The organism is Streptomyces sp. (assembly GCF_031178505.1).
Classification (GTDB): Bacteria; Actinomycetota; Actinomycetes; order Streptomycetales; family Streptomycetaceae; genus Streptomyces; species Streptomyces gulbargensis.
Genome location: NZ_JAPSIW010000594.1, coordinates 1 through 4,386, shown reverse-complemented (window position 1 = coordinate 4,386; position 4,386 = coordinate 1). Strand labels below are relative to the sequence as shown.

At 75.3% G+C, this 4,386-nt stretch carries 3 protein-coding genes; 2 read left to right on the top strand and 1 reads right to left on the bottom strand.

Annotated elements, in window-relative coordinates:
* Positions 1-2,222: xyloglucanase (locus tag RIF68_RS28520; RefSeq protein WP_309054174.1), on the bottom strand; the 2,222-nt coding region annotated here is incomplete at its 3' end.
* A 178-nt stretch (positions 2,223-2,400) separates the two neighbouring features.
* Here RIF68_RS28520 and RIF68_RS28515 point away from each other — a divergent pair.
* Both RIF68_RS28515 and RIF68_RS28510 read left to right on the top strand, forming a co-directional pair.
* Positions 2,401-3,726 (top strand): extracellular solute-binding protein, encoded by a 1,326-nt coding sequence (locus tag RIF68_RS28515; protein ID WP_309054173.1) that lies wholly within the window; start codon positions 2,401-2,403, stop codon positions 3,724-3,726.
* Between the two features lie 115 nt (positions 3,727-3,841).
* Positions 3,842-4,386: carbohydrate ABC transporter permease (locus RIF68_RS28510; RefSeq protein WP_375165751.1), on the top strand; the 545-nt coding region annotated here is incomplete at its 3' end.

Here is a 4,386-nt window from a genome sequence, read left to right as displayed (position 1 = left end):
GCGTCGTCGTTGATGCGGACCCAGTGCGCGCCGGCGTCGTCGGAGCGGAAGACGCCGCGCACCCCGCCGATCTTCGCGCTGGTGTAGAGCGCCGGGTAGGAGGCCCCGGGGGCGGCCTTGCCGAAGCCGATCGCGTCGGCCTGCTCGACCCCGGCGACGCGCGCGAAGGTGGCGCCGCCGTCGGTGGAGTGCCAGAGGCCGTACGAGGCGTCGGGGGCGCCGCCGGCGAGCCAGACGTCGCCCTTCTTCCCCGGCAGGGCCTTGAAGCGGACGTCGCCCTTGGCGGGCAGGCCCGTGGCGCGGGCGGTGAAGGTGAGGCCGCCGTCGGTGGAGACGTAGAAGGTCCCGCCCTTGAAGCCGTAGAAGGTGTTCGGGTCGACGCGGTCCGATTCGACGGTGGCGCCGGCCGGGATGCCGGTGGACACCGTCCAGGAGGCGCCCTGGCCGGCGGTGGTGTGGACACCGGCGGTGCCGTCCGGGCTCCAGACGAAGCGGCGGCCGTCGGCGGCCGCGGCGACCGTGCCGCCGCCGGTGACGCCGGCGGGCTCACGGCCGGCGACCCAGTGCGCGCCGTTGTCGGTGGAGAAGGCGATCCGGGGGCCGCCGTCGAGGTGGCCGGAGCGGACGACCGTGTTCGGGTCGGCCTCGGCGTAGTCGAGGCTCGTGGTGGAAGTGAAGGTGGGGGAGGTGAACATCATCGAGGGGACCTGGCCGAGGTCGGTGTGGCGGAAGCCGCCGACGTCACCGAGGGCGCTGATGAGCGGGGCGCCGGACGGGGGCGCGATGAGGTCGAGGACGGCGGTCTCCTCCAGGCCCCGGACCATGGGCCGGATGGTGAAGGGGGTGTTCCGGTCCCACTTCGTGAGCTCGGTGGTGCCGTAGACGGTGGCACCGGTGCCGTACATCATGCGGTCCGGGTCGAAGGGGTCGATCTCCAGGGCCTCGGTCATCCAGCCGAGTTTGGGTGTCTGCTCGGGTGGGGCCGGACTGGCGCCCCAGGTGAGCCAGGGCACCGAGGAGACGTCCATCGTGTAGCGGTTGGCGCGGGTGGGATAGGAGCTGTAGTCCCAGGCCCGGGTCCAGGTGGCGCCGGAGTCGGTGGAGCGGAAGATCTGGGTGTCGGGCCACCAGGAGCTGTAGGCGGCGACCATCAGGGTGCCCGGGTCGCTCCGGTCGACGGTCAGGCCGCTGAAGCCGTAGTGGGTGTCGGCCTCGGCGACGGGGCTGATGTCGGTCCAGGTGCCGGTGGCGGTGGCGTACCGCCAGACCTGCCCCTTGCCGCCGTCGTACGGGCCGGCCCGGTCGCTGTAGGCGAGGTAGAGGTGGCCGTTCCTGGCGTCGAGGACGCCCTTGTGGGCGAGGAGGCCGGTGGGCTGGCCGGGCAGCCGGCTCCAGGTGGCGCCGGCGTCGGTGGAGCGGTAGACCGCGTTGTCCTTGTCGCCGACGCCCGCGTAGATCGTCCTGGTGGCGGTGCCGGGGGTGCCGGTGGACTCGTCGAAGGTGATCCAGACGATGCCCTGCTGGTCGGAGTTGTAGCCGCTGGTGTCGGTGGGGTCCTGCTGGAAGCCGCCGGGGTTGGTGAAGGAGGTGACCTTCGCCCAGGTGGCGCCGGAGTCGGTGGAGCGCCAGAGGCCGTGGCCGCTGGGGGCGCCGAGGTAGAGGACGCTGTTGCGGTGCGGGTCGATCGCGAGGCGCTCGCCCATGCCGCGGCCGGGCATGTTGCCGCCGAGCTTGAACGGGAGGTCGGCGCGCCGCCAGGTGGCGCCTCGGTCGGTGGAGCGGAGGACGGCGCCGTTGCCGGGGTCCCAGTCGTTGGTGTAGGTGCCGACGGCGGCGTAGACGCGGTCGGGGTCGACGGAGTCGGTGGCGAGACCGACGACACCGGTGTGCCCCCAGTCGTCCCAGCCGACGTGGTCGAGGAGCGGGATCCAGGAGGAGTCGGCCTGGTTCCAGCGGTAGGCGCCGCCGATGTCGGTGCGGGCGTAGACGAGGTTCTTCTCGGCCCGGTTGAAGACGATGCCGGGGACGAAGCCGCCGCCGTCGATCCGGACGTTCTTCCAGGTGTACGCCGGGGCCGCCGCCGTGGGGGCGGGTGCGGCGGAGGGGGCGGGGCGGGCGGGTGTCCCGGGTGCGGCGGTCGCGGGGAGCGCGCCGGCGAGGAGGCCCGCGGCCAGGGTGAGGCCGGCGAGCAGCCGGCGGGGGCCGGGTCGTGTTCTGCGCATGGCGATCCCGTCGATGAAGGGGAGGGGAGCGTGGGAGCGCTCCCAATATCGTCAGGCCGCCGGAACACGGTCAAGGTCCGTGAACCGTCGAAGACGTTCGACGGGATTCGACCGGCCGGGTGGCCCTCCCGGGCCGGTTCCCCGGGCCGGGGCGCGCGGGCCGTTACGGTCGGGCCTCATGTGGAGGAGGAGCGGTGCGTTCCGGCCGGTCGTGGGGCTGCTGCTGGCCACGGTCCTGTCGGCGGGCTGCGCCACCGACCCGCCCGGACCGGCCCCGGCCGGGGTGCGGCAGCCGGTGTCCGCGGAGGGGCGGCGGATCACGCTCACGGTGGGGGTGTTCGGCACCTTCGGCCTCCAGGAGGCCGGGCTCTACGACACGTACATGCGGCTCCACCCGGACATCGCCGTCCGCCAGACCTCCCTCGCCCGCAACGACGTCTACTACCCGCAGCTCCTCACCCACCTCACGGCCGGGTCCGGTCTCGCCGACGTCCAGGCCGTCGAGGTCGGCAACATCGCCGAGGTCGTCGCCACCCAGGGCGGGCGGCTGGAGGAGCTCGGTACGGCGCCGGGGGTGGACCGGGCCGCGTTCCTGCCGTGGAAGTGGGCGCAGGCCACCGGGCCGGACGGCCGCACGCTGGGACTCGGCACCGACATCGGCCCGCAGGCCGTGTGCTACCGCAAGGACCACTTCGCGCGGGCCGGACTGCCCACCGGGCGGGAGGAGGTGGGGCGGATGTGGGCCGGGGACTGGGGCAAGTACCTGGCGGCCGGGCGGCGGTTCGCCGCCCGGGCCCCGGAGGGCGTCGCGTTCACCGACTCCGCCTCCGGGGTGATGGCGGCGGTCACCGCCGGGGCGGCCCTGCGGTTCCACGACGGGCGCGGCCGGCTGGTGGTGGCGGACAACCCGGCCGTACGGGAGGCCTGGGACCTGGCGGCCGAGTTCGCCCGCGAGGGGCTGACCGCCCGGCTCCAGCAGTTCACCCCCGACTGGGACCAGGCCTTCGCCCGGGGCGCGTTCGCGACGGTCGCCTGCCCGGCCTGGATGCTCGGCTACATCCAGGACAAGGCGGGGCCCGCGGGGCGGGGCCGCTGGGACGTGGCGGCGGCGCCCCGGCCGGGCAGCTGGGGCGGTTCCTTCCTCGTCGTCCCGTCCGCCGGGAAGCACCGGAAGGAGGCCGCCAGGCTCGCCGCCTGGCTGACCGCCCCCGCCCAGCAGGCCCGTCTCTTCGCGCGGCGCGGCAGCTTCCCGAGCGCCTCGGCCGCCTACGCCCTGCCGGAGGTCGCCGGGGCCCGGCACCCGTACTTCGGGGACGCCCCGGTCGGCGCGATCTTCGCCGCGGCGGCCCGGGGGGTGCCGCGCGCCCCGGTCGGCCCGAAGGACGCCCTGATCGCGCAGATCCTCGCCGACACCGGGATGCTCCAGGTCGACCAGACCGGCCGCTCCCCCGCGTCGGCCTGGGACGCGGCGCTGCGGGCCATCGACAACGCCCTGGACCGGTGAGGCGGCCGTGACCGGGGCGAAGCCGCTTCCGCCGCCGTCGGGGGTGACGACGGCGGGGACGGGGGCGTGGGCGGGGCCGGCGGCCGGCGGCACGACCGCGGGCGGGCGCACGGGGGTGGCCGGGGACGCGGGTGGAGCCGTACCGGAATCCGCCGCTCCGTCCCTGCCCGTACGGGCGTCCGCCGGACGGGCCGGCCGGGCACGGACCGCGTCCCGCCCCCGGTCGTCCGCCGCGCGGTCGGGCTGGGCGCCGTACCTCCTCGTCGCGCCGTTCTTCCTCCTCTTCGGGGCCTTCGGGCTGTTCCCGCTGCTCGCCACCGCATGGACCTCGCTGCACCGGGTCGAGCTGACCGCGCCCGCCGAGGGCCGGTGGGCCGGCGCGCACAACTACACGCGGCTCCTCGGGGACGAGTACTTCTGGAACGCCCTCGGCAACACCGCCGTCATCGGGCTCCTCGCCACCGTGCCCCAGCTGCTGCTGGCCCTCGGCGTGGCGCACCTGCTCGACGTACGGATGCGCGGACGGGTCCTCTTCCGGGTCGTGGCGCTCGCCCCCTACGCCACCTCGGTGGCCGCGGCGACGCTGGTCTTCGCGCTCCTCTTCGGGCGGGACCAGGGGATGGTGAACTGGCTCCTCGGCCTGGCCGGTGCCGGGCCGGT

What these genes read in the sequence shown, in the direction of transcription:
- RIF68_RS28515 (WP_309054173.1), top strand. Translation starts at nt 2,401, where the DNA reads ATGTGGAGGAGGAGCGGTGCGTTCCGGCCGGTCGTGGGGCTGCTGCTG.